Genomic DNA, 22527 nt, shown 5'->3' on the forward strand with positions numbered 1-22527 from the left:
GATGGATCTCAAGGAAACCGACATTCTCGGCGACAGCATCGGCGAGCATTGGTATTACTGCTCCAAGGCAGCGGCTACCCGCCGCCTGCTGGGTGAGGCGCCCATCAAACGAATTCTCGACGTCGGCGCCGGTTCAGGATTTTTTTCCCATCATTTGTTGACGCACACGGCGGCACGCGAAGCCTGGTGCGTGGACATCAGCTACCCGGCCGACTCCAGCGCCACCACTGCCGGCAAACCGGTGCATTACCGTCGCTCGATCGACACCGTGGATGCTGATCTGGTGTTGCTGATGGATGTGTTGGAGCACGTCGATGATGACCTCGGCCTGCTCAAGTCTTACGTCGACAAAGTGCCCTCCGGCAGTCGCTTCCTGATGACCGTGCCGGCGTTCCAGTTCATGTGGAGCGGGCACGATGATTTTCTCGAACACAAGCGTCGCTACACCCTGGGGCAATTCGAAACTCTCGCCCGAAAGGCCGGATTGACGGTGGAGCGGGGCGCCTATTACTTCGGCGCGGTCTTCCCGATTGCGCTGGCGTCGCGCCTGATACCCGGCGCTCGGGGTTCGGCACCGCGTTCGCAATTGAAAAAACATCATCCGCTGGTCAATAGACTGCTGAAAACCCTGTGCAGCCTCGAGCTGCCGCTGATGGGCATCAACCGCGCAGGCGGACTGAGTGTGTTCGTGCTGGCGCGCAAGCCGTGATGGCGACGAAACGGTCCGCACTGATTCAGCGCGGTGTGCGTTTTGCCGTCACCGGTCTGTTCGTCACGGCGCTGCATGCGTTGGTGGCAGTGCTGTTCATCAATTTCGTCAGTCCTGTGCCTGCGTTGGCCAACGGCGTCGCCTTTATCGTGGCGACGGTGGTGTCCTACGTGATCAACACCACCTGGAGTTTTTCCGCCCGGTTGCACGGCAAGACTCTGATGCGTTTTCTGATGGTTTCGGCGGGCGGCTTTCTGTTGGCAATGTTCGTGGCCTGGGCGGCGCAGATGGCCGGGCTGCACTATCTGGCCGGAATCATTGCCGTGGCGCTGACGATTCCGGCATTCACCTTTGTACTGCATAACTTCTGGACGTATCGATGACGGATTCACGGGAGCACCCGGCACTTTCCCTGTTGCCGCTGCTATTGGGTGTTCTGGTGTTTTTTCTGGTGGTCGGGCCGCAAGCGCTGAATCCGCAGAACATCGCCTGGCTGGAGCAGGGCGATCCGGCGACGCATTATCTGGGCTGGGCGTTTTTTCGGCAGGCGCCCTGGACGTTCCCGCTCGGGCTCAATCCTTCTTACGGCCTGGAACTGGGCAGCGCGATCATTTTTTCCGACTCCAATCCACTGCTCGCGCTGTTGTTCAAACCGTTCAGTGCCTGGTTGCCGGAGACCTTTCAGTATTTCGGTTTGTGGCTGTTGGCCTGTTGTGTCCTGCAAGCCTGGTTTGGCTGGAAGCTAATGGGGCTGATGACGACCCAAACCTTGATTCGACTGCTAGGGACGGGGTTGCTGGTGTTCTCGCCTGCGATGTTTTTGCGCATGGGCGCGCACCTCTCGCTGGCGGGCCATTTCCTGATCCTGGCTGCGCTGTACCTGACGCTGTTGCCGAACCTGAGCCGACGTCGTGTCGCCTGGGGAACCTTGCTTGCTGTAACGGCATGGGTGCACGCCTACCTGCTGGCCATGGTTGCGCTGATCTGGGTGGCGGATCTGCTGGGCAAGACATTCAATCAGTCATTGACCCGGCGTCAGGGGATGATTGAAGGGGGCATGCTTTTCGCTCTGGTAAGCGTGTGTTGCTGGCAGGCCGGGTATTTCAGCATTGCCGATGGCGCGGCATCCGGTGGCTTTGGTTTGTACCGGATGAATCTGCTGTCGCCCCTCGACCCGGCCGGCTGGTCATTGATCCTGCCTGATCTGCCGAAGGCCGACGGGGATTACGAAGGTTTCAACTACCTTGGTCCGGGCGTTCTCTTGTTGGCGCCGCTGGCGCTGATTGCCGGATTTCGAAACCGCCAACCCTTGCAGGATCAGGTGCGCGCGCGTCCATGGCTGCTGATGGCGCTGTTCGGTTTATGGCTGTTCGCTTTGTCGAATCAGATCGGTATCGGGGCGTTGAATCTCGATTATCCGCTGCCGAAAAGTTTTGTCGCGCTGGCCAATATCTTTCGTGCCTCGGGCCGGATGTTCTGGCCGGTTCTGTATGTCTGCATCCTGGCCGCGATTTTTCTGGTGGTACGCGGTTATCGGCCGCGCGTCGCCATCGGTCTGCTCGCGGTGGCGCTGCTGATCCAGGTTGTCGATACCCGAAACGGCTGGATGGGGCTGCGGCAGGGAAAAATGGTGGCACCTTCGTCGGTCTGGGCCAGCCCGATGACTGATCCTTTCTGGGCGAGCGCCGCTGCGCGTTATGCCAATGTCCGCAGTCTGATGCCACAGAATCAAGGAGAGCGCTGGCAGATGATTGCCGGTTTCGCAGCGACCCACGGCATGAAGACCGATGCTGTCTATCTGGGACGCATGAGCACTTCGGCGCTGGTGCGGGCACAGCAGAACGCCCGCGCGATGCTCGATTCGGGGCAGTACGACGCAGATTCCTTGTACGTCCTGGACGACGATGCTTTGGTCGATGCCGCGAGAACCATCAACAGTGAAACCGATCTGTTGACGCGCGTGGACGGGATTACGGTACTGGCGCCGGGCTGGAAACGTTGTGTGCAGTGCCTGTCCGTGCAGGATGAGGGGCGACGGATTTCACTCCTTCCCCTGACTCGCCCGGGACAGGCGTTGGTCTTCAATTATCGAAACCGGCAACTGGCCAGCGGCTGGTCGAAGCCTGAAAGCTGGGGGACGTGGACGGAAGGTCAACAGGCGAAAATCCAATTGCGCGTGTTGCCTCCGGCGAGTTCGATCGTGATCGACGCATTGGCATTCATACAGCCCGGGCACCCCGGCCAGCGGGTGATCATCAGTCTGAACGGCCAACCAGTGCTGGATACCCGTTTGACGCAGTTTCAAGGCAATCGCCTGGAAATTCCGATCAGCGCCCAGCTCAACCAGCGCCTCGGGAACGATGCCCGGCTCGAAATCGAATTACAGTTGCCGGATGCCGTCAGCCCCCGACAGTTGGGGATCAACGACGATTCGCGGGTCATGGGTCTGGGGCTGAAGACGTTGACGGTGCAATGACGCACCGTTTCGATGGACGCCGCCCCCACGGCCTTTCTACACTGCCGCAATCTGGGGATCGGGGGGCAATGGATGAACCGCAATGAACTACGCAAGGCCGACATCAACCTGATGGTGGTGTTTGAGACTTTGATGCTCGAACGCAACGTGACCCGGGCCGCCGAGAAACTGTTTCTCGGCCAGCCGACCATCAGTTCGGCGCTCAATCGTTTGCGCACCATGCTTAACGATCCGTTGTTCATCCGCGTCGGCCATCGCATGGAGCCGACCGCCCGCGCCGAAGACATTTATCGCCATCTCAAGCCCGCGCTCGACTCGTTGTCGGTGGCCCTGAGCCTGACCCGGGATTTCGACCCGGCCGTCAGCACCATGACCTTTCGCATCGGTCTGTCGGATGACGTCGAATTCGGCCTGTTGCCACCATTGCTTCGGGTATTGCGCCAGGAGGCGCCGAACGTGGTGTTCGTGGTGCAGCACGTCGATTACTGGCGGATTCCCGATCTGCTGGCCGCCGGCGATATCACTGTCGGCATCAGCCAGACCCGCGGCCTGCCGGCCAACGCCAAGCGCAAACTGCTGCGGCATATTCAGCCGAGCATCCTGCGCGCCGACAAATCCGACACGCCGCTGACACTCGATGAATATTGCGCACGCCCCCACGTGCTGGTTTCCCACACAGCCAATGTCAGTGGCTACGCCGATGAGTGGCTGGCGGATATCGGTCGCACCCGTCAGGTGGTGCTGTCGGTGCCGCAGTACAGTTCGTTGCCGGCGTTGCTGGCCGGCACCGATCTGATTGCCAGCCTGCCGGACTACACCGCCGAAGCCATGGCCGCTTCCGGGTTCTTGTTCAAGGAGCCGTTCCCGTTCAAGACCCCGACCCTTGACCTGTCGATGGTCTGGCTCAGCCACGTCGACAGCGACCCGGCGGAGCGCTGGCTGCGTTCGCGGCTGGAGCAGTTCATGAGTGAGCGTCCGGTGATGTCGTCGTTGGCGTGAGTCATGCGTTGCTGTGTTATATGTACGACCTTTCCGCCGAACCACTGGAGCACCGAGATGCCACACCTGCACCTGGAATACACCGCCAACCTGCCGCAACTGAACGCTGACGTGGCGTTGATCCGGCTCAATAACACGCTGGTGGGTTCCGGTCAGTTCTCGGCGGAGTTCGATATCAAGAGCCGTGCGCTCAAGGTTGAAACCTTCAAGGTCGGCACCGCCATGAACGAGCGCGCCTTTGTGGCGGTGAGGCTGGCGCTGCTCAGCGGGCGCTCTCCGGAGATCAAGAAGCAACTGTCGCAGAGCCTGTTGGCGGTATTGCAGGAATTGTGCGAATGGCCGGCCGGGGTCGAGGTGCAGTTGAGTGTGGAACTGCTCGACATCGACCGCGAGTCCTACAACAAGACCGCCATCGGCGTGTAGGACTCAGGCCGCTTCCAGCTCTGCGCAGGTCTTGATGACCTGCTCGCGCAGCCAGAGGTTGGCGCTGTCCTGATCGACGTTGTGGCTCCACTGCATGTCGAGGGTGAACCCCGGCAGGCCATTCGGCGCCTCGCAGTGGTTGAACACCGCGTCGTTGGTCAGTAAACGCTGGATCCGCCGGGGCAGGGTGAGAATGAAATCGGTGCCGGTGATCATCTTCAACGCAGCGCTGTAACTGTTGGAGCGGGCAACGATCTGGCGTTTTTGCGCCTGGCGCGCCAGCCAGCCATCGACCATGTTGGTGGTCGACGTCCACGGCGTCGGGAACACATGCCGGCGCTCGGTAAAAGCTTGCAGACTCAGTCGCGGCTCGAGCGGCGTCGCGCGTTTGTCGAAAACGCAGACCAGATCATCTTCCAGCAACATGCGTGATTTCAGGTCGGCGTGACTGCGATGGAAGTGCGGACCGAAACAGATCACCAGATCGAGGCTGCCATCGCGCAACTCTTCGACCGGCACGTCGGTTTCGAACTTGTGCATGTTGACCATCACCGGCAAGTCATCGAAGTCAAAGCGCTTCAACATCCGCGGCAGGATCAGTTGCTCGAAGTATTCCGGGGCACAGATGTTGAAGGTCACCGGTTGCGCCATCGGGTCGAAGGTCGGGGCGCCGGCGTGGCAGAGGTTGATGCTTTCGAGGATTTTCTGCACATGGCCATACATGCTGCTGGCCTTGTAGGTCGGGCGCATGCCCGTGCGGGTATTGACGAACAAATCGTCTTCGAAGCTGGTACGCAGTTTTTTCAGGCAGTAACTGACGGTGGACTGGCTGACGAACAGCGACTCCGACACGTCGGTGACGCTGCTTTGCTCATACACGGCGACGAACACCATGAGATCCTGCATGTCGAGCTTTCTAAGCAAGTTACTGTTCAGCATCCGTTCTGTCTCGCTGTGCTCCTTGCGCCGAATCCGCGCAAACGTGTGCGCATGATCGTAACGGAACGATGGTGCCAGGAGAAAGCCCTGTAGGACGTTTCACTGTCACTTGTGGGACAGAAAGTTTTAGTAACACGACGTACACAATCAAACCCGAAAAAGCTGGCCAGAAGCCTTTATCCAGACGAGGCGGCCTGCCGTTCGCCCGATCAGCCCATGTGCCGGGTGTAATGCCGTGGATCAAAACGCAGCACCATCAACAGCATGAGCGCCATCACTGCCGTCAGTGACCACCAGGCCCATTCGAAGCTGCCCAACTGATCGCGCACCATCCCGGCCATCAGCGGCGAGAGCCCGGCAATCAGGTAGCCGATGCCTTGTACGAATGCGGTCAGCCCGCCGGCACGTTGCGGTTCGTCGAGGTGATCGAGGGATACGATCAAGCTCATCGGGAACAACCCGCCGATACCCAGCCCGAGCAGGCACGGCCATAGCAGACTCAAGTGCAGGGGACTGAGGATCAGCCCCACAAACCCGGTGATGATCAGGCCGAGCAGGGCGCCAAGCACCAGGCGTCGGTCACGGCTGCGATTGGCGATCGCCGGCACCACCAGCCCTGAAATCACCTCCATGGCCGTCAGAAAACCCAGCATCAGGCCGGCGTTTTGTTCGCTCCAGCCCTTTTCCACGTAATACGGCGCCAGCCAGGCGAGCACGCAGGTGTAGGACGCGGTGCCGAGACCAAAGAAGATCGCGAGCAGCCAGGCGCGGGAATTCGTGAAGAAGGATTCTTTTCTGACAACGGCCCGGCTGGTGTTCGGTGACGAGGCGCGGTTTTTCCACCAGACAGGAAGGGCGAGCAGTGCCAAAACCGCCCAGACAGCCAGTCCCGCCCGCCAGTTGCCGGTCTGCATCATCACCCACGGTGCGAACGAAGCGGCCAGCGCCGCGCCGCCCATGATCGAAGTGACGTAAAGGCCCATGCACAGCGCCACGTTGTCGGGAAATCGCGATTTGATCAGCGCGGGCATCAGGGCCTGGATCAGTGCAATACCGATCCCGGCCAGCACGGCGCTGGCGATCAATCCGCCCGCTGAATCGAGAAACAAACGCGAAAACGTCGCCAAGCCAATGATCACCAGCGACAGCAGCACCGTGCGCTGTTCACCGAGGCGCTGGCTGACCGCCATGCCGAAAAACATCGCCAGCCCCATCGCCATCACCGGTAGCAGGGTCAGTAACGCTGCGAGACTGAAGCTCAGCGCCATATCGCCGCGAATGGCCGAGAGCAAGGGGCCGACCGCCGCCATCGACGGGCGCAGGTTGAGGGCGACCAGGATGATGCCGAGCATCAGCCAGACAGCGGGGCGGGCAGTGGCGCGAACGTTTTCCATCTTCAGACCTTTGAGCCAGGGGCTGTTGATTAGGCGGGCAGGCGAGCGGGGCGGCAAATCAGAAAGTCATGACCGCTATCGAGAAACTCGATACGGCACCTCGTGGCCGGCGACTTAACCACAGCTGAATCATTCTCAAATACTCTGCATATTTCATGGTTATTTCATCGGCCAACTAATCGTTGGCTTCTTTTTCACAAAAAATTGATGGTTGCCTGCTTAGAGTTTGTGTGGTCTGCGTCAATGAAATTTTCACAATTGGCGACGGCACTTCTTTCAAGGAAATAGTCCCTCGCCATGTTCAAGTTAAAAGCCGTGCGCCCGGAATGGGTGACGTTGTTTGCCAGCGCCTTTCTTTTGACCGGATTCAATTTCGTTCTCTGGCAACACCTGCTCGACATCACCGCCGCCGACGGCAAGGGCATTGCCATGCACATTGCGTTCGGGGTGATGATCTTCGCGGCGTATAACATCGTCTTGACGTTGCTGGCGTTTCGACCTGTTTTGAAACCTGTGTTGACGTTGTTGTTCATGGTCAGTGCCGGCGTAGCTTATTTCATGAGCCAATACGGTGTATTGATCGATGCCGGCATGTTTCGCAACTTTGCCGAAACCAATGCCACCGAAGTTCGCGATCTGCTGTCTTTGAAGTTGCTGGTTTATATCTTGTTTTTGGGTGTCTTGCCGTCCTGGTTGTTGTGGAAAGTTCCAGTCAACTATCGTCGCTGGCATCGCGAGTTATTAAGCAAAGTTGTGGTGAGTGTCGCGTCGGTCGCGGTTATTGGCGGCGTCGCGTTGGCCAATTATCAAGGGCTGTCGTCGCTGTTTCGCAATCACCACGAAATACGCCTGATGCTGGTGCCGAGCAATTACATCGGCGCCTCGGCCGGTTATCTGCGTGAGCAGGTGGCTTCGGCGCATCAACCGTTCGTCACGCTTGGCGAAGACGCCCAGCGTAACGCCGCCGTGCAGAACCATCCGCGCAAATCCCTGACGGTGCTGGTAGTGGGGGAAAGTGCCCGGGCGGAAAACTTCGGCATCCTCGGTTATGACCGCAACACCACACCGAAACTGGACAAGGAAGCCGGCCTGATCGCCTTCACTGACGTGCATTCCTGCGGCACCGAAACCGCGGTGTCGGTGCCGTGCATGTTCTCCAACATGGGCCGCAAGGATTACGACGCCAGCAAGGCGAAGAATGAGGAAGGGTTGCTGGATGTGCTGAAACGGGCCGGGATCGACGTGATCTGGCGCGACAACCAGTCCGGCTGCAAAGGCACCTGCGACCGTGTCACCCTGCAGGATGTCAGCAATCTGAAAGACCCGGCGCTGTGCGCCAACAGCGAATGCCGCGACGAGATTTTGCTGCAAGGCCTGCAAAGCTTCATCGATCACCTGGACAAGGACACTGTGCTGGTCCTGCACCAGATGGGCAGTCACGGTCCGGAATACTTCAAGCGCTATCCAAAGGAATACGAGCGCTTCACCCCGGTGTGTGAAAGCAACGCGCTGAACAATTGCAGCCGCGAAAGCATCGTCAACGGTTACGACAACACGCTGGTGTACACCGATCATGTGCTGTCGAGCCTGATCGATGTGCTGCGCAGCAATCAGGACAAGGTCGATACCGCCATGCTCTACCTGTCCGACCACGGCGAATCCCTGGGCGAGTACAACCTGTTCCTGCACGGCACGCCGTACATGCTGGCGCCGGAGCAGCAAAAACACGTGGCAATGCTGGCGTGGTTCTCTGACAGCTATCAGAAGTCCTACTCGGTCGACACCCATTGCCTGCAAATGAGCCGCGACAAGCCGCTGAGCCAGGACAACCTGTTCCACTCGATGCTCGGCCTGCTGGAGGTGCAGAGCAAGGTGTACCAGCCGGATCTGGACATGTTTGCCGGCTGCCGGGGCGCGGTGATCGACGGGGTGCTGGCAAAGGACTGACCGGCAGACTCAATCTGTAAGACTATTCTTTCCCTCGGGCAGGAGATTTCATCAAGCTCTTGCCCTGTAGAGGCGCGGAAAGCGCCGGTGGCGATATATACTGCGCGCCATTCTTGAAGGGAGAGCCGTGTGGCCATCGATATTCACTGGATTCGCGACAACGATAGCCTCGCGCAGTTTTGCGCCGAGTGGCAGCAGCTGCCGTTCGTTGCCCTCGACACCGAATTCATGCGGGTCGACACCTTCTACCCGATTGCCGGCCTGTTGCAGGTTGGCGACGGTAAACGCGCCTACCTGATCGACCCGCTGACCATCAACGCCTGGCAACCTCTGGCCGCCTTGCTGGAAAACCCGGCGGTACTCAAAGTCCTGCACGCCTGCAGCGAAGACCTCGAAGTCCTGCTGCGCCTGACCGGCAGCCTGCCGGCGCCGCTGTTCGACACCCAACTGGCTGCCGCCTACCTGAACCTCGGGTTCTCGATGGGTTATTCGCGTCTGGTGCAGGAAGTGCTCGGCATCGAACTGCCGAAGGGTGAAACCCGTTCCGACTGGTTGCAGCGTCCGTTGTCCGACACGCAAATCAGCTATGCCGCCGAAGACGCCGTGCATCTGGCGGAGGTTTTCGTACAACTGCGTCCGAAACTGTCCGACGACAAATACGCCTGGGTGCTGGAGGACGGCGCCGAACTGGTCGCCAACCTGCGCCGCGAAACCGATCCGTACGAGGTGTATCGCGAGGCCAAGCTGGCGTGGAAACTGTCCCGTGCTCAACTCGCCGTACTGCGTGAGTTGTGTGCCTGGCGTGAACGCGAGGCCCGCGCCCGCGATCTGCCGCGCAACCGCATCGTCCGTGAACACTCGCTGTGGCCGCTGGCCCGGACCCAACCGGACAGCCTCAGCGCGCTGGGCAAGATCGAAGACATGCATCCGCGTACCGTGCGTCAGGACGGCGAGTTTCTGCTTGATCTGATCAAGCGCTCTGGCAGTGTGGGGCCTGATCAATGGCCGCCAGCTGTGCCGGAGCCATTGCCGATCGAAGCCGCCGCGCTGATCAAACAGCTGCGGGCGCTCGGTCAGGCCGAAGCTGAGCGTCTGGGCATCGCGCCGGAGCTGATGCTGCGCAAGAAAACCCTCGAAGCGCTGGTCAAAAGCGGCTTCCCCGAGGGGCCTTACCAATTGCCTGATTCGCTGCGTGGCTGGCGCCGCGAATTGATGGGCCAGAAGCTGCTCGACAGCCTGGCCACCGCCGGAGAACAGCCTTGAAACGTATTTGTTCCATTTATCAAAGTTCGAAGAAAAGCGGCATGTATCTGTACGTGCTCAAGAGCGATGCGCTGGAGCGTGTGCCGGAAGGCCTGATGGCGGCGTTCGGCAAGGCCAGGCACTCCTTCGATCTGGTGCTGACCCCCGAGCGCAAGCTCGCCAGCGAAGACATCGCCGTGGTCCTGGAAAACCTCGACAAGCAGGGCTATCACCTGCAGATGCCACCGGCCGAGGAAGAGTACATCGAGCACTTGCCCGAAGAGTTGCTGCGACGCAACGACCCGGTCTGATCCGCGAGGCCCTGTCCTGGGCCTCTTGTAACCCCTGGAACGGTTTTTACGGCGACGGCTGCCACGAAGTGGACGGCCGCCTGCACGGTTTGCGAAAGGTTTGAAGATGCGCGTTCTGATTGCTGAACACGACCACGCGATATACGCCCGACTGCTGCGTCAGGCAGCCCCGGAGCTTGAAGTGCTGACCAGCGGTGACTCCGCCGAACTGGCCCGTCAGGCCGTCGATTGCCCGGTGTGGCTGGGTCAGCCGGATCTGCTGGCGACCCTGCTGCGTCAGGGCCACCAGCCCCAATGGCTGCAATCGACCTGGGCCGGCATCACGCCGCTGTTGGCCGACGGCCTGCGCCGGGATTACCGCCTGACCCGGGCGGTCGGCATTTTCGGCCAGGTCATGGCTGAATACGTGCTGACCTACATGCTCGGCCATGAGCGCGAAGTGCTGGCGCGACTGGTCAGCCAGGTCGAGCGCAAGTGGGACAACCGCACCGGCCAGAGTCTGGTCGGACGCAAGGTGCTGATCGTCGGCACCGGTGACATCGGCCAGAGCGTGGCGCAGTTCCTGCTGCCGTTTGGCGTCGAGTTGTACGGCATCGCCAGCAGCGCTCGCGAGCAGGCGCCTTTTGTCGAAGTCGGCTCGATGGCGGACTTGCCGCGTCTGGTGGGCGAAGCGGATTACGTGGTCAATCTGCTGCCCAACACCGAGCACACCCACGACATCTACGACGCTGCACTGTTCAAGCAATTCAAGCCGACCGGGTTGTTCATCAACGCCGGGCGCGGTGTCGCGGTGGTCGACGCGGATCTGGTGGAAGCGTTGAAAGAAGGCCATCTGGCTGGCGCGGTGATCGACGTTTGCCGCCAGGAACCGTTGCCGCAACGGCACCCGTTCTGGACCGCGTGGGGCCTGCTGCTGACCGGGCACAGCTCGGCACCGACCTCGCCGCCGATGATGGTGCAGTTGTTTCTGGATAACTTGCGGGCGTATCAGGCGGGCGAGGCGCTGCGCGGCGAAGTGGATTTCGCACGCGGTTACTGACTAGAGATCGTTCCCACGCTCCGCGTGGGAATGCAGCCCGTGACGCTCCGCGTCACTGGACGCGGAGCGTCCCTTGAGGCATTCCCACGCAGAGCGTGGGAACGATCAAACGGGGCTTAGAGGGTGAAATCGCCTTCAGCCGCCAGTTCGCTCAGCGGACGACGCGGGCTCGGCGTTTCCCGTGCTTGCAGGTAATCCGCCAGGCTTGCCTTGTCACCCAGCTTGCCCACCGCGACGGCGGCGTGCAGCGCATAGCCTTGCGGAATGTTCAGCTCCTTGCGGGTCAGCTCCTGATCGAAGCCGGCCATGCCGTGGGTGTGCCAGCCGCTCAGGCTCGCTTGCAGCGCCAGATGGCCCCACGCGGAACCGGTGTCGAAGGTGTGCCACAGCGCTGGCGTTTCCTCGGTCGCGCCCGGTGCGGTGAAGGTGGTTTTCGAAATCACGATCACCAGCGCCGATGCGTGCTGTGCCCAGCTGCGGTTGAATTCATTGAGCAGACCCAGGTAACGCTCCCAGTTCGGCGTGTCGCGACGGGCATAGAGAAAACGCCACGGCTGTGAGTTGTACGCCGACGGCGCCCAGCGCGCGGCTTCGAAGAAGCTCAACAGGGTTTCTTCGGAAATCGCTTCGCCGGTAAAGGCGCGGGGCGACCAGCGATCGGTGAACTGCGGGTGGATGGCGTATTCGGCAACGCGAGGGTTGGCACTCATCGAGAGATTCCTTGCTACGTTTGAGGACAGGTTGGAAGCGAAACCCGGCGGGATCAGTTGGGCTGAACGATGGGGTTGTGGCGCAAGCCTGCAGTTCACCGGGTGCAACGCGGTCGAGCGTTAATGGCATCCGGCGAAGGCCTGGTGTGACCGGCAAAACTACTTGGCCGCGCAAAAACTGACAAGCCCCGCACAACCGGCAGTCGCCAGCGCTTGGATCACGGGGCCTTGGGCACTAGACTGGCGGCCTTTTCACCACCTGATGTTGATGCTTGAGCCATGGCCGCCAAAGTCGAACCGTTCTGGATACGCAAAACCCTCGATCAACTCGATCACGAGGAGTGGGAATCGCTGTGCGACGGTTGCGGCCTGTGCTGCCTGCAAAAGCTTGAAGATGAAGAAGACAACAGCGTCTATTACACGCGTATCGCCTGCAAACTGCTGGACCTGAAAACCTGCCAGTGCAGCGATTACCCGAACCGCATGAAGTTTGTTCCGGACTGCATCCAGCTCACCCCGGGCCAGGCCGAAGCATTCAAATGGCTGCCGCCGACCTGCGGTTATCGGCTGGTCAGCGAAGGCAAGGATCTGCCGCTGTGGCATCACCTGGTCTGCGGTGATCGCGACGCGGTGCACCACGAACGGATTTCCCAGTCCGGGCGCATGCTCGCCGAAGGCAGCGTGCCGGAAGACGACTGGGAAGATCACCTGATTTTCCGCGCAGGTTAACGATTGACCAAGGAGCAGGTATGGCGACGGGATTGCGCCGGGCGCTGATCGTCACGCTGCTGGCGCTGAGTGCGCCGGTGTGGGCGGCGAAGAAAGTCGATCTGGATTATCAGATACGCCTGTTGCCGCAGAGCGATCAGGCCGAAGTGCGCATGACCTTCGCCAGGGGCGAAGTGGTGCGCAGCCTGGATTTCGACCTTGGCGATGGCAGCCGCTACAGCGATTTCAAGGCCGACGGCCAGTGGCAACTGACGCCGGGCAAACCGGCGCGCGGGGTCTGGCGCCCGACGGTGGACAAGGCCAGCCTGACCTACCGCGTGCGCATCAGCCATGGTCGCAAGAACGGCAGCTTCGACACGCGCATGACCCCGACCTGGGCGCTGATGCGCGGCGATGAACTGGTGCCGCCAGCCAGGCTCGATCAACAGGACGGCATCGAGCTGGTCGCACGCCTGCACTTCGAATTGCCCGACGGCTGGAAAAGCGTCGAAACCGCCTGGCCACGCATCGGCAAGAACAAATTCCGCATCGATAATCCGTCACGCCTGTTCGACCGCCCGACCGGCTGGATGCTCGCCGGCCACCTTGGCAGCCGTCGCACGCGGCTGGGGGAAACCGAAGTCACCGTGGCCTCGCCGCAAGGGCAGGGCATGCGCCGGATGGACGTGCTGACGCTGCTGACGTTTGTCTGGCCGCAGGTGCAGGCGGTGTTTCCGCGCCATCCGAGCAAACTGTTGATCGTCGGTGCCAACGACCCGATGTGGCGCGGCAGCCTGGCGGCGCGGGAGTCGATCTACCTCAACACGCGGTTGCCGCTGGTCAGCGAAAGCGGCAGCAGCGCACTGGTGCGCGAGCTGGCGCAAGTGTTCGGACGGATCAACGACGAGCAGCGCAGCGACTGGATCAGCGAAGGGTTTGCCGAGTATTACGCCATCGAACTGGTGCGCCGTGCGGGGGGCATGAGCGACGAGCGTTACCAGGCGTTGCAGGCGAAGCTGGCCAAGGACAGCCAGAAGGTCACGACCCTGCGCGGCGAGCAGATCAGCCCGGCGCAGGTGTCGAAAGCGGTGCTGCTGTTGCAGGAGCTGGATGGCGAAATTCGCCTGAAGACCCGCAACAAGCGCTCGCTGGATGACGTGCTGCGCGGGGCAATGCATCTGGGGACGGTGGACACCAAAGCGTTCGTGCAACTCGCCGAAAGCATTCTCGGCGAGTCGTCCAAAGTCCTCGATACCGCGTTACTGCAGTAATACCGTCATCGCTGGCCAGCAGCCTCAAGGTAAATCCAGAATCAAACCCCGGCTTTCGGCGATTTCACTGAGTCATTGCCGGTCACCGTGGCGGTGTTGGTCGCCGCTTCGGCATTGGCTTTGAGCTTGCTCAGCTCGTCGCCGGCCCGCTCGATCTTTGCCCGCACGTTGTTCATGTCCTGACGGCTTTTCTCCAGCAGGCTTTTCACCGAGCTGTGGCCGGTGATGCCGCGGGCCATGGCCACACCGCCAATCGCCACCTGAATCAGCCCGAACACCCCGCCACGGCGCAGGCCCTTGCCGACCATGATCACGCCGCCGGCCAGCGAGCCGATGCGCTCCCAGCCTTCGACGTTCTGCTCGGAACGGCTCTGGAACGGGGTGGATTCGATACGCTCGACGCGTTTGAGCTCGGTCATGATCTTTCTCCAGGCAATGAGTAATCGATAAACAAGCTGACTGCGCAGGCGGTCAGCTCGTTCCATCGGATGTGCGGCGTTTCAGCGAAATTTCGGCCCGGAGCGAGTGTTCAGCCCTTTGGCCATGCGGTCGTAAAGCACGACGTTGACCGTGGCGGCGAGGTTCATGCAGCCGGTGGTCGGGATGTACACGACGTCTTCGCACCAATCGCGGATCTCTTGATCCAGCGAGCCGTCTTCGGGGCCGAAGATGTACAGAGCGCGATCCGGGTGGGTGTATTCCGGCAACGGGCGGGCGCCGTCGACCAGTTCCACGGCGACCGGGACGCAGTTGAGCGGCAGGATCTTTTTCAGGTCGTCGATGCCGATCAGCGGGATGTCGTAGTGCACGCGCTTGGTGTCGGTGACGAAATCGGCGGCGCGCTCATAGCGCTTGCCGGTGTAGAACACGGTCGACACGCCGTAGCAGCCTGCGGCGCGCATCACCGAACCGACGTTTTCCGGTGATTTGGGGTTATACAAACCAATGCAGCTGTACCGTTTGTCTGCCACGAGCGGGGTGCCTTCGGGAAAAAGAGGGCGATTATACGGGGATTGGGGGAGGGCGGGCAGATTCAGGATCTGCGGTGCTGATCGTTCCCACGCTCTGCGTGGGAATGCCTCAATGGACGCTCTGCGTCCGCTTTGGGACGCGGAGCGTCCCGGGCTGCATTCCCACGCAGAGCGCGGGAACGATCATGGCAGGCTCAGTCTTCTTTTTTCATGAGACCGGCCAGGGCAGCAAACGGGTTGTGCGTGGCCTTGGCGATTTTCGGCGTGCTCAGCGAGCCTTCGCCGAAGTACTGCTGGTCGGTGTAGCGCGAGTGTTCGTTGTCGTGGCAGTACAGGCACAGCAGCTCCCAGTTGGAACCGTCCTGCGGATTGTTGTCGTGGTTGTGGTCGCGGTGGTGCACGGTCAATTCGCTCAGGCGCTTGCCGGAAAACTCACGGGCGCAGCGGCCGCACACGTGCGGGTACATCTTCAGGGCCTTGTCGCGGTAGCCCATTTCCTTGTCGCGCTGGTTGTCGGCGAGGATGCGATCCAGCTTCGAAGTGTTGGTCGGGGTGGACGAACTCATGGGTTCACCTTTGCAGAAGACTAATGACGGTTATGAGGCAAGTTTAGCTCAGCCCTTGAGCTTCTCGGCAATCCAGATCGTGTGGCGCGTGCCTTTGTTGCCGTGGGCGAAGACCTGCACTTCCTCGGCCTTGAAACCGGCCTTGCGCAATTTGTCGGAAAACTGCCGGTCAGCGCTGGCCGACCACACCGCGAGCACGCCTTTGGGCCGCATCGCCTTGGCGCAAGCGGCAAGACCGGCGGCGGAATACAGCCAACTGTTGGCCTTCTGGGTCAGGCCTTCGGGGCCGTTGTCGACGTCGAGCATGATCGCGTCGAAGCCATTCGGCTCGCTTTGCAGCACCTTGGCCACGTCTTCCTGACGAATCACCGTGCGCGGATCGAGCAGCGGACGTCCGGACTTTTCTCCGAGCGGGCCACGGTTCCACTCGACCACGCCAGGCACCAGCTCGGCGACCACCACTTCGGCGCTCTTGCCCAGATGCTTGAGTGCGCAGGCGAGGGTGAAGCCCATGCCCAGGCCGCCGATCAGCACCCGCGAGTTCGGCCGACCAGCGACCTTGCGGCACGGGATCTCGGCCAGCGCGTCTTCGGAACCGTGCATGCGGGTGTTCATCAATTGGCCGCCGTCGCCGCCCTGGATCTTGATGACGAAGTCCTCGCCATACTCGAACAGGCACAGGGCGCCGCCATTGTCAGGGATCGGCGTGGTGTCGAGCAGAACGAAACGTTTCATGGAAATCTCTACAGGGGGGAAGGCAAGCCGGCGCGTTGGGAGTAGCCTGAAAGCAGACTTCAGGCCAACGGAGCCCTTGATGAAGCGCACCATTCTAACGGCCATTACCCTGGCCGCGCTCTCGATAACTGCCGTACAGGCGCAACAGACGATTCCCGTCAGCCCGACACCGCAACCGGGCTCGCCCGGTACTGCGACGCCAACCCCGTATCCGCAGATCAGCCCGGTGCCGATTCCCAAGGCCGGCCCCGGCAGTGGCGGCCCGCCGCTGGTGCCGATCGAAATGCCCAGCCCGCCGACCAAGGATCAGCCATTGCCGGGCCTGGAACAGACCGACAGCAAACCCAAATCCCCGGGAGGCTAGATCTGCTGGGCGGCGAGTTGTCCGTCGGCCATGCGCAGGCGTTTGGACAGGGAAACGGCGAGGGCGCGGATGATCTTGGCGGCAATCTTCGGCGCGTCGTTGAGCATTTTTTCCAGCGAATCCTTGCCGAGATTGAGCAACTGACAGTTGCTCGCCGCGACGCAAGTCGCCGAACGGCGCTCACCGTCGAGCACGGCCATTTCGCCGAACGCCCGGCCGCTGCGCAGGGTAGCCATGGTCACGACCTGGCCGTCGCCGCCGGTTTTCTGCACGGCCACCTGGCCGGTGTGGATGATGCACATGAAACTGCCGGCATCGCCTTCGCGAAAGATCGCTTCACCTTCAGCCACGGTGCTGATGCTGAAGTAGCCCGACGCGGCGGCGAAATCCGCCAGTTGCAATTGATCGAACAGGCCGCAGTCCATCAGCCAGTCGCGGATTTCGTTGTTCAGTAGAGTGGGTTCTGACATGTCGTCACAATCTTTTTGTTTTCACAGGTTGCAGGCACTACACGGATCGTTGTGGGAGCGAGCTTGCTCCCACAATGGGATCTGTGGTGTATCGACCGCCGGGGTCTGGAATTAAGACCCAAGTGACCGGCGGAGTTCCTCAGGCAATGCCCAGAACCTTGAAAACAAATGCGTATTCGAGCGCTACGTCACGTAATCCCTGATAACGCCCGCTCATCCCGCCGTGGCCGGCGCCCAGTTCGGTCTTGAGCAGCAGCAGATTGTCATCGGTCTTGGTTGCGCGCAGCTTCGCGACCCACTTGGTGGCTTCCCAGTACTGCACGCGGCTGTCGTTGTAACCGGCGATCACCAGTGTCGCGGGATAAGCCTGGGCGGTGACATTTTCGTATGGCGCGTAAGCCTTGATCCGCTCGTAGACCTCCGGCTCTTCGGGATTGCCCCACTCGTCGTATTCAGTGACGGTCAGCGGCAGATCCGGGTCGAGCATGGTGTTGAGCACATCGACGAACGGCACTTCGGCAATCGCCACGCCGAACAGATCCGGACGCTGGTTGAGCACCGCGCCGATCAGCAGTCCTCCGGCACTGCCGCCGCTGATCGCCAGTTGTGGTGCGGTGGTGATGCCGTTGAGGATCAGGAATTCGGCGCAGGCAATGAAGTCGCTGAAGGTGTTGTGCTTGTGCTCCTGCTTGCCGGCGCGGTACCAGGACTCGCCCAGTTCGCCGCCGCCACGCACGTGGGCGATGGCGAATGCCATGCCGCGATCCAACAGGCTCAGGCGAGCGTGGGAGAACCACGGATCGAGGCTCGAACCGTAGGCGCCGTACCCGTACAGGTACAGCGGCACCGCTTTGCCGACCATTTCCCGTTTCATCACCACACTGATCGGCACCTGGGTGCCGTCCGGCGCAGTGGCCCACAGGCGTTGGCTGACGTAGGCGTCGGCGTCGAACGGACCGAGCACCGGGGTTTCCTTGAGCACGGTCTGTTCGCCAGTGGCGAGAATCAGTTGCCGAACCTGAGCCGGACGGTTCAGCGCTTCATAGCGCAGGCGAATGCGGTCGCTTTCGAACTCCAGGCTGTTTTGCACGTAGAGACTGTAGGCCGCGTCCGGCAATTGCACGCGATAAGGCGCCAGACCGTGTGGGCGAACTTCGATGATCGGCAGACCACCTTCGCGCAGGCTCAGGGTCAGGGCTTCGGCGTTGAGGGTCACGCCATCGAGCATTACCGAATCGCTGTGCGGGATCAGGTTCTGCCAGTCGGCTTCGCTCGGCGCGATGCCGGTGTCCGGCGCCTGATACAGGGCGAAGTTGATCCCGTCGCGGTTGGTGCGGATGAACCAGGTCCATTCGCCATCGAGTTTGCCGTGGTCGACGTCGTACTCGTGATCCTCGACCCGTGGCGCCAGGCAAGTGAACGGTTGGTGCGGCTGATTGGCGTCCAGCGCCCAGACTTCGCTGGTGGTCTTGCTGCCAAGCGACAGCAGCAATTGCTGTTCGGAGCTGGCGCGGTAGCAATGCAGGAAGAAACGCCCGTCCGGTTCGTGGAACACCTCTTCGGCGGCAGTACCGTCGAGGCGATAGCGGAACAGCTTGTGCGGGCGATGGGTATCGTCGAGCACACCGAAAAACAGTGTCAGGCTGTCATTGGCCCACGTCATGCTGCCGTCGCAGTCCTGGAATTCCAGTTCGCTGACGCGTTCGCTGGATAATTCCTTCACGAACAGCGTGTAAATCTCGTCGCCCGAGGCATCGACGCTGTAGGCCAGGCGCTGGTGATCCGGGCTGATGCTGAACGCGCCGAGGGAGAAAAAGCCGCCGTTGGCCAGTGCGTTCGGGTCGAGCAGCAGCTGTTCGCGGCTTTCGTCGAGGGTCAGGCTGTCGTCGGCCGGGCGTGGGCAACGGTAGTGACGGGCGTATTCGTCACCTGCAGTGGTGCGGGTGTAATACAGATACGGGCCCCATGGCGACGGCAGGGACAGGTCGGTTTCGAGGATCCGGCCCTTGATCTCCTCGAACAGGGTTTCGCGCAACTCTGCCTGATCGGCGGTCTGCGCCTGTTGATAGTCGTTTTCAGCCTTGAGGTAGTCGAGCACCGCGTCGGTGTCGCGTTCCTGCAGCCAGGCGTACGGGTCGTGACCGGCAGCCTTGTGGGCAATCGGGGCGCTGATGACGTTGGCGGATACGGGCATGGAAAGCTCTCGGACATGACAAATAAGGGCCGCACGGACGGCGGGGAAGCCTGACGTGCGAAAAGTCGTTACTATAAGCGCCTCTTTGCCTGCCTTGCCATGGACACCATGACCGAGAACGACTATCTGATCGCCTGGGGCCTTTACGCCTTTGCCGCCGTGGGCTGCCTGCTGGTGTGGATGCGCATGACCCGCTGGATGTGGCGCTGGCTGCGCGAGCCGCTGCGTGTATTGATGGCGGTGTTGCTGTTCAGCCCGACCATCATTGACCCGGTGAAGGAAAAATTCGCCCCGGCGATCGCCATCACCGTGCTGGATCTGGCGTTCAAGGTCGGCAACAACGCCTGGCGCGCGATTTCCGAACTGCTCATGTACGCCATGATCGCGTTCGGCCTGTACCTGATTTTCGTGCTGATCCGCTTCCCGATCGAGCGCGCTTCGAACGCTCGCAAGGAGCAGGCCGAAGCCGCTCGCGCAGCCGCCCGTGCCGAAGATGAGCGTGACGGCGATCAACCGTTCGGCGGCGCCGGCGATGATCGTTATGGCCGCCCACCGCTGCCGAGCAATCCGCAGCGTCGGCGCGTCGAGCCGCGTCTGTAATCACGAGAGTCCGCACATGTGTGAATTACTGGGCATGAGTGCCAACGTGCCGACCGACATCGTGTTCAGCTTCACCGGGCTGATGCAGCGCGGTGGTCGCACCGGTCCGCATCGCGATGGCTGGGGTATCGGTTTCTATGAAGGGCGCGGCTTGCGCCTGTTCCAGGACCCGGCGGCCAGCAGCGAATCGGAAGTGGCCAATCTGGTGCAGCGCTATCCGATCAAGAGCGAAGTGGTCATCGGTCATATCCGCCAGGCCAACGTCGGCAAGGTCTGCCTGTCCAACACCCACCCGTTCGTCCGCGAACTGTGGGGGCGCAACTGGTGCTTCGCGCACAACGGCCAGCTCGCCGATTTCTCCCCGATCAAGAGTTTCTACCGCCCGGTCGGCGATACCGACAGTGAAGCGGCGTTCTGCGATTTGCTCAACCGCGTACGTGCAGCGTTTCCGGAACCGGTCGATGTCGAAGCGCTGCTGCCGGATCTGGTCGCGGCCTGCGCCGAATACCGCAGCAAAGGCGTGTTCAACTGCCTGCTCAGCGACGGCGACTGGCTGTTCTGCTATTGCTCGACCAAACTGGCACAGATCACCCGTCGCGCACCGTTCGGCCCGGCGCGGCTCAAGGACGTCGATGTGATTGTCGACTTCCAGGCCGAAACCACGCCCAACGACGTGGTCACGGTGATTGCCACCGAACCCTTGACCGAAAACGAAACCTGGACCCGCTATGAGCCGGGCCAATGGAGCCTGTGGCGACGCGGCGAATGCGTCAGCCAGGGCACGACCGAATAAGGATTTCCCCGAATGTTGCTCAGTTATCTACGGCTGGTGTTGTTTGCGGCGGGCCTGTTGATCGGTGTCCAGGTGCCCGGCTTCATCAACGATTACGCCAAGCGGGTCGAAGCGCATCTGATCGAGGCGCAGACCGGTCTGCGCGGTTTCCAGGGCACCGCCGAGCAATTTTTCAAGGGTGATATCCAGGCGCTGGTCGCTCACTATCGCGCCAGTGAAGACCCGGTGTTTCGCAGCGATGCCGACAGCCTGAGCACTTTGCTCAATCGCCAGCTGGCGCTGGACAAGCAATTCCAGGCGATGCAGGGCCCGTGGTACATCCGCTTCCTGCAAGTGGTGCTGGCCGCCGACCCGGACATCCGCAAGGAAACCTGGAACGGCTACAGCTACCAGATCCTGCTGACGCCGGAAGCGATGATCTGGGGCATGAGCGGCGCGTTGCTGCTGTCGTTCGGCCTTGAATGCCTGTTTCGTCTGATCGACTGGGTGGTGCTGGGCGGCAAGCGCCTGCGCCAGAGCCGGCCGATCGAAGACCGGGATGTGCGCGGGCTCTGAGCCTTATGAAGATCGTTCCCGCGTCGAGGCGTCGAACCGTCCGCGTGGGAACGATCAACTCAGAACGATGTAATCCGTGCCGACCTTGCGCGCGTACCCCTCCAGCACCTGCTGACACAGCGTCACAATCTCCTCGACCCATTCCACGCCCACCCGCCACGACACCACCACCTGCAGATTCGGCGGGCGCTGTTCGATGTCGAGCAGGGTCAGTTCGCCCCGCGCCAGTTCCTCGGCCACCAGCACCGGCGGCAATGCGCCAATGCCGAACCCGTCGCGTAACAGCCGGGTGATCGCCGACACCGAATTCACACAGTTCAAGCGTGGCGCCAACACGCCCTGGGCCTGCATCAGCGCCAGAATGTCCTGATGTGGCCGGGAGTTTTTCGAGTAGGTGATGATCCGCTCCTGCGCCAGGTCGGCGAGGCTTTGGTAGTCGCGGTTGTAGATCGAGTTACTGGCCACGATCCAGCCGATGGGGTGGCTGGCCAGTTCCAGGCTGCGCACGCTTTCATGGCGCACCAGATCGGTTTGCAGGATCAGATCGAGAAAGCCTTTTTGCAGCTGATCGCAGAGGTTCAGCGAGGTATCCGCCACCAGCTCGATTTCCACCCGTGGGTACAGATCGGTCATCTGCGCCACCAACGGGCTGAGCCAGGTGTGGATCACCGTGTCCATCACGCCGATGCGCACCCGGCCGACCTTGCTCGATCGGGTCTCGATCGCCTGCTTCAGCGCCTGCATCGTGTCGAGCATCTGCTCGGCATAGTCGAGCACTTTCAAACCTTCGGGCGTCAGGCTGACGCCGCGTGAATCACGCACAAACAGCTTCACCCCGAGCTCGCCTTCGAGCACCGCGATCCGGCTCGAGATCGAGGCCTGAGTGGTGAACAGCTTGTCGGCGGTCAGGCGAAAACTTTTCAGCCGGGCGACCCAGACGAAGGTTTCGAGAAACTTCAGGTTCATGGCAACAAATTTTTCTTATGTCTTGGGCGGGTTTTTATTCGTTGGACGCGACCGGGTGACGCACCCAAGAATCGACGCATCCGGTTCCCACGATAGGCGTCGTCGGAGCTTCGAACAAGACCAATAAAAGCCTGCGGAGACATGC

At 61.2% G+C, this 22527-nt stretch carries 25 protein-coding genes; 15 read left to right on the forward strand and 10 right to left on the reverse strand.

Annotated elements, in window-relative coordinates:
- The first annotated feature begins 1 nt into the window (after position 1).
- From CAF79_RS23935 to CAF79_RS23955, 5 genes are all read left to right on the forward strand, one after another.
- A complete protein-coding gene (locus CAF79_RS23935; protein WP_085700607.1) occupies positions 2 to 709 on the forward strand; it encodes a bifunctional 2-polyprenyl-6-hydroxyphenol methylase/3-demethylubiquinol 3-O-methyltransferase UbiG in 708 nt (235 codons plus the stop codon).
- Positions 709 to 1092, forward strand: coding sequence for a GtrA family protein (locus CAF79_RS23940; RefSeq protein WP_227234739.1), 384 nt, complete (start codon positions 709 to 711; stop codon positions 1090 to 1092). Before CAF79_RS23935 ends, CAF79_RS23940 begins: the two co-directional genes overlap by 1 nt.
- Positions 1089 to 3185, forward strand: coding sequence for a DUF6311 domain-containing protein (locus tag CAF79_RS23945; RefSeq protein WP_085700609.1), 2097 nt, complete (start codon positions 1089 to 1091; stop codon positions 3183 to 3185). The genes CAF79_RS23940 and CAF79_RS23945 overlap by 4 nt, the downstream gene beginning before the upstream one ends.
- Positions 3186 to 3257: 72 nt before the next feature.
- Positions 3258 to 4184 (forward strand): LysR family transcriptional regulator, encoded by a 927-nt coding sequence (locus CAF79_RS23950; RefSeq protein ID WP_085700610.1) that lies wholly within the window; start codon positions 3258 to 3260, stop codon positions 4182 to 4184.
- Positions 4185 to 4241: 57 nt separating this feature from the next.
- Complete coding sequence (locus tag CAF79_RS23955) at positions 4242 to 4607, forward strand: 5-carboxymethyl-2-hydroxymuconate Delta-isomerase (protein ID WP_085700611.1); 366 nt, start codon at positions 4242 to 4244, stop codon at positions 4605 to 4607.
- 3 nt (positions 4608 to 4610) lie between these two features.
- Here the strand turns inward: CAF79_RS23955 and CAF79_RS23960 are convergent, their stop codons facing one another.
- Both CAF79_RS23960 and CAF79_RS23965 read right to left on the reverse strand, forming a co-directional pair.
- Complete coding sequence (locus tag CAF79_RS23960; protein ID WP_085700612.1) at positions 4611 to 5546, reverse strand: LysR family transcriptional regulator; 936 nt, start codon at positions 5544 to 5546, stop codon at positions 4611 to 4613.
- 209 nt (positions 5547 to 5755) lie between these two features.
- Entirely contained in the window at positions 5756 to 6940 is a 1185-nt protein-coding gene (locus CAF79_RS23965) for a cyanate transporter (protein WP_085700613.1), read from the reverse strand.
- Positions 6941 to 7237: 297 nt separating this feature from the next.
- On the opposite strand from CAF79_RS23965, the gene CAF79_RS23970 reads away from it, so the two are divergent.
- The 4 genes from CAF79_RS23970 to CAF79_RS23985 all read left to right on the forward strand — a co-directional run bounded on the left by CAF79_RS23970 (position 7238) and on the right by CAF79_RS23985 (position 11479).
- Positions 7238 to 8887 carry a phosphoethanolamine transferase gene (locus tag CAF79_RS23970; RefSeq protein WP_085700614.1) on the forward strand — a complete coding sequence of 550 codons (1650 nt, stop codon included), beginning with the start codon at positions 7238 to 7240 and terminating at the stop codon, positions 8885 to 8887.
- A 129-nt stretch (positions 8888 to 9016) separates the two neighbouring features.
- Positions 9017 to 10150: a ribonuclease D gene (gene rnd, locus CAF79_RS23975; RefSeq protein ID WP_085700615.1), complete on the forward strand. Its 1134-nt coding sequence runs from the start codon at positions 9017 to 9019 to the stop codon at positions 10148 to 10150.
- Positions 10147 to 10440, forward strand: coding sequence for a YcgL domain-containing protein (locus CAF79_RS23980; protein ID WP_085700616.1), 294 nt, complete (start codon positions 10147 to 10149; stop codon positions 10438 to 10440). Before rnd ends, CAF79_RS23980 begins: the two co-directional genes overlap by 4 nt.
- A gap of 106 nt (positions 10441 to 10546) precedes the next feature.
- On the forward strand, positions 10547 to 11479 hold the full coding sequence (locus CAF79_RS23985; RefSeq protein WP_007958054.1) for a D-2-hydroxyacid dehydrogenase: 933 nt from the start codon (positions 10547 to 10549) through the stop codon (positions 11477 to 11479).
- 116 nt (positions 11480 to 11595) lie between these two features.
- Here the strand turns inward: CAF79_RS23985 and CAF79_RS23990 are convergent, their stop codons facing one another.
- Positions 11596 to 12189, reverse strand: a complete 594-nt coding sequence (locus CAF79_RS23990) for a nitroreductase family protein (RefSeq protein ID WP_085700617.1) — start codon at positions 12187 to 12189, stop codon at positions 11596 to 11598.
- A 279-nt stretch (positions 12190 to 12468) separates the two neighbouring features.
- Here CAF79_RS23990 and CAF79_RS23995 point away from each other — a divergent pair, with 279 nt between their 5' ends.
- Together CAF79_RS23995 and CAF79_RS24000 are read left to right on the forward strand one after the other, a co-directional pair.
- Positions 12469 to 12918, forward strand: coding sequence for a YcgN family cysteine cluster protein (locus CAF79_RS23995; protein ID WP_085700618.1), 450 nt, complete (start codon positions 12469 to 12471; stop codon positions 12916 to 12918).
- Between the two features lie 20 nt (positions 12919 to 12938).
- Positions 12939 to 14168, forward strand: coding sequence for a hypothetical protein (locus CAF79_RS24000; RefSeq protein ID WP_085700619.1), 1230 nt, complete (start codon positions 12939 to 12941; stop codon positions 14166 to 14168).
- Positions 14169 to 14209: 41 nt separating this feature from the next.
- On the opposite strand, the gene CAF79_RS24005 is transcribed toward CAF79_RS24000, so the two are convergent.
- The 4 genes from CAF79_RS24005 to CAF79_RS24020 all read right to left on the reverse strand — a co-directional run bounded on the left by CAF79_RS24005 (position 14210) and on the right by CAF79_RS24020 (position 16440).
- Positions 14210 to 14587 (reverse strand): DUF2892 domain-containing protein, encoded by a 378-nt coding sequence (locus CAF79_RS24005; protein WP_085683107.1) that lies wholly within the window; start codon positions 14585 to 14587, stop codon positions 14210 to 14212.
- 81 nt (positions 14588 to 14668) lie between these two features.
- The gene (locus tag CAF79_RS24010; protein WP_007958066.1) at positions 14669 to 15139 is read right to left on the reverse strand and encodes an RNA methyltransferase; all 471 of its coding nucleotides are present in this window, start codon (positions 15137 to 15139) and stop codon (positions 14669 to 14671) included.
- Between the two features lie 194 nt (positions 15140 to 15333).
- The gene (locus tag CAF79_RS24015) at positions 15334 to 15705 is read right to left on the reverse strand and encodes a YajD family HNH nuclease (protein ID WP_007944009.1); all 372 of its coding nucleotides are present in this window, start codon (positions 15703 to 15705) and stop codon (positions 15334 to 15336) included.
- Between the two features lie 48 nt (positions 15706 to 15753).
- The gene (locus CAF79_RS24020; RefSeq protein WP_085700620.1) at positions 15754 to 16440 is read right to left on the reverse strand and encodes a hypothetical protein; all 687 of its coding nucleotides are present in this window, start codon (positions 16438 to 16440) and stop codon (positions 15754 to 15756) included.
- A gap of 79 nt (positions 16441 to 16519) precedes the next feature.
- Here CAF79_RS24020 and CAF79_RS24025 point away from each other — a divergent pair, with 79 nt between their 5' ends.
- Positions 16520 to 16804, forward strand: coding sequence for a hypothetical protein (locus CAF79_RS24025; RefSeq protein WP_085700621.1), 285 nt, complete (start codon positions 16520 to 16522; stop codon positions 16802 to 16804).
- Here the strand turns inward: CAF79_RS24025 and CAF79_RS24030 are convergent.
- Both CAF79_RS24030 and CAF79_RS24035 read right to left on the reverse strand, forming a co-directional pair.
- A complete protein-coding gene (locus tag CAF79_RS24030; protein WP_007956482.1) occupies positions 16801 to 17274 on the reverse strand; it encodes a cyclic nucleotide-binding domain-containing protein in 474 nt (157 codons plus the stop codon). The two genes, CAF79_RS24025 and CAF79_RS24030, sit on opposite strands and share 4 nt — an antisense overlap.
- Before the next feature lie 139 nt (positions 17275 to 17413).
- Positions 17414 to 19468 carry a S9 family peptidase gene (locus CAF79_RS24035; protein WP_085700622.1) on the reverse strand — a complete coding sequence of 685 codons (2055 nt, stop codon included), beginning with the start codon at positions 19466 to 19468 and terminating at the stop codon, positions 17414 to 17416.
- Positions 19469 to 19567: 99 nt separating this feature from the next.
- Between CAF79_RS24035 and CAF79_RS24040 the strand changes: the two genes are divergently transcribed.
- From CAF79_RS24040 to CAF79_RS24050, 3 genes are read left to right on the forward strand one after another with little or no spacing between them, the layout of a single operon-like run.
- Positions 19568 to 20068 carry an MFS transporter gene (locus CAF79_RS24040; protein ID WP_085700623.1) on the forward strand — a complete coding sequence of 167 codons (501 nt, stop codon included), beginning with the start codon at positions 19568 to 19570 and terminating at the stop codon, positions 20066 to 20068.
- Positions 20069 to 20084: 16 nt separating this feature from the next.
- Positions 20085 to 20861: a class II glutamine amidotransferase gene (locus CAF79_RS24045; RefSeq protein WP_085700624.1), complete on the forward strand. Its 777-nt coding sequence runs from the start codon at positions 20085 to 20087 to the stop codon at positions 20859 to 20861.
- A gap of 12 nt (positions 20862 to 20873) precedes the next feature.
- Positions 20874 to 21416, forward strand: coding sequence for a DUF2937 family protein (locus tag CAF79_RS24050; RefSeq protein WP_007956487.1), 543 nt, complete (start codon positions 20874 to 20876; stop codon positions 21414 to 21416).
- 54 nt (positions 21417 to 21470) lie between these two features.
- Here CAF79_RS24050 and CAF79_RS24055 read toward each other — a convergent pair whose 3' ends face one another.
- Positions 21471 to 22382 (reverse strand): LysR family transcriptional regulator, encoded by a 912-nt coding sequence (locus CAF79_RS24055; protein ID WP_085700625.1) that lies wholly within the window; start codon positions 22380 to 22382, stop codon positions 21471 to 21473.
- Positions 22383 to 22527: the final 145 nt, after the last annotated feature.

This window comes from Pseudomonas sp. B26(2017) (assembly GCF_002113045.1).
Classification (GTDB): Bacteria; Pseudomonadota; Gammaproteobacteria; order Pseudomonadales; family Pseudomonadaceae; genus Aquipseudomonas.